Annotated in this window: 1 protein-coding gene; it reads left to right on the top strand. The window is 74.5% G+C overall.

Annotated features, from left to right (window positions below; all coding sequences use genetic code 11):
- Positions 1–2,444 (top strand): acyltransferase domain-containing protein (locus tag ACRDP3_RS11900; protein ID WP_431516862.1); only part of this gene is annotated, 2,444 nt, incomplete at both ends.

Genomic DNA, 2,444 nt, shown 5'->3' with positions numbered 1-2,444 from the left:
GGTCCGCATCGCCGTGCTGGCGGACAGCGCCGAGGAGCTGACCGGGCTGCTGCACCGGGCCGCCGAGGGCGAACACGACCCGGCGGCAGGCATCTTCGCCGCGGACGGCACCGAGGCCGAGCCCGGGGCTGCGTCCGGTGCTGGGGACGGTGCGGCGGACGGAGGACTGGCGTTCCTCTTCCCCGGACAGGGCAGCCAGCGGCCCGGCATGCTTGCGGATCTCTTCGTCGCCTTCCCCGAGCTGCAGCGCTATCTGCAGCTCGGCTCGCGCTGGGCGGACGCGCTCTATCCGCCGGCCGCCTTCGACGAGGCCACCAGCGCCCGCCAGCTGGCCCGCATCACCGACACCGCCGTCGCCCAGCCCGCTCTCGGCGTCGTCGAACTCGCTGCGGCGGACCTGCTCGGCGTGGTGGGGGTACGCCCGGACATGCTCGCCGGCCACAGCTACGGCGAACTGGTCGCGCTCGGCGTCGCCGGCTCACTGGCGCCGCAGGACGTGCTCACCGCGAGCGCGGCCCGCGCCGAGGCGATCCTCGCCCAGGTGGAAGACGGGGACCGGAACAGGGACGCCGGCGCGATGGCGGCCGTCACCGCCGGACCCGACCGGGTCGACGAGGTGCTGGCCCTGGCCGGCCTGGACGGCGAGGTCGTCACCGCCAACCGCAACTCGCCGCGGCAGACCGTGATCTCCGGGCCTTCGGAGGCGGTGGCCAAGGCGGTCGGTCATCTGCGGGACGCGGGCTGCCCGGCCAAGCCCCTCCAGGTTGCCTGTGCCTTCCACAGCCCGCTGGTGGCCGGTGCGGGCGAGGCGTTCGTCGACATGCTGCGTGAGGTGCCCGTGCACGCGCCCGCCGTCCAGGTCTGGGCCAACAGCACGGCCGAGCCGTACGCCGCCGACCCCGAAGCGGTCCGCGCCGGACTCGCGCGGCAGATCGGCTCACCGGTCCGGTTCGCCGACCAGATCGAAGCCATGTACGCCGCCGGTGCCCGGGTCTTCACCGAGGTGGGACCCGGCCGGGTGCTGACCCGGCTGGTCTCCGCCGTGCTCGGTGACCGCCCGCACCGCGTCATCACGCTCGACGGCGGCCGGCGCGGCGGACTGTACGGGTTCCTCGCCGCTGTCGCCCAACTCGCCGTCGCCGGTGCCGACGTGCGTACCGGAAAGCTCTTCCAGGGGCGGGACGCCGTCGACCCGGAGACCGCCGTCGCCGCCAAGCCGGCCGGCTGGACCGTGGACGGTCAGCTCGTCCGCCTCGCCGACGGCACCATCCCGCCCAACGCCCTCCGACCCGCCCGCCCTGTCACGGAGTTGATCGTGCCGGAAACCCCCGCCCAGGACGGCGTCCCGCTGTCCGGTCCGGACGCTCTCATCGCTGAATTCCTGCGTACCAGCAGGGAGATGGTCACGGCGCAGCGAGATGTGCTGCTGCGCTATCTGGGAGCCACCGAACTGCCCCCCACGCCTGCCGGAACCCTCGCACCGCAGGCCGCCCCCTCGCCGGTCATGCTGCCGGCCGCGGTGCCGGCCCCGCTGTCCGCGCCACTGCCTGCCGCGCTGCCTGACGCGGTGCCGGTTGGCGTTGCGGCGGGTCCGGTGCTGGATGCCGATGCGGTGCTGGGGTCGGTGCTGGCGGTGGTGGCGGAGCGTACGGGTTATCCGGTGGACATGATCGAGCCGGGCTTGGATCTGGAGGCGGATCTGAGTGTGGATTCGATCAAGCGGGCTGAGATCGCTGGTGAGTTGGCGGTCCGGTTGGGGTTGCCGGTGGGTGGGGACGCGGATGTGGAGGAGCTGAGTACGGCGCGTACGGCGGCCGGCATCACCGAGCTGCTCGTCTCCCGGCTCAGCCCCACCACCGAGGCCGCCCCCGCACCGCCCGCCGGACAAGGCCACCCCGAAGCCGGCGGCCCCGAGGCCGTCGTCGTGGCCCCGCAGCGCCTGGAGTTCACCGAGAGCGAGCTGCCGCCCGTCACCACCGCCCTCACGGAGGGCAGCACCGTCTCGGTGCTCGGCGGCGGCGAGCTGGCCCCGCTCGTGGCCGAACGGCTGCGTGCGGCCGGTGCGCATCCGGCGGTCGTGCCCGACGGGCAGCTCCCGGAACGGACCGGCGACACCGTCCTGTTCCTGCACGCACTCGACGCGCCGGACTCGCCGCTGCCGGAGTTCTTCCCGCTCTACAAGACGGTGCTGGCGGCCGGGCCGCGGCGACTGCTCGCCGTCGAGCGCCGGGGCCTGGGAGCGGCCACCGGGCTGCGCGGCTTCTTCCGTAGCGTCGCCCGTGAGTACGAGAACCTCACCGCGACGCTCCTCGAAGTCGGCCCGGACGACGGCCCGGACGCGGTGGCCGCGGCCCTCGTCGCCGAACTCGGCGCCACCGAAGGCGAACCGGTCGTGCTGGCCGACGGCGGCCGCCGCCGGGCGCTGCGGCTGACCCGCACCGACC

The organism is Streptomyces sp. (assembly GCF_050698815.1).
In the GTDB taxonomy this organism is placed as follows: Bacteria; Actinomycetota; Actinomycetes; order Streptomycetales; family Streptomycetaceae; genus Streptomyces.
This window is presented reverse-complemented; position numbering and strand designations above follow the sequence as displayed.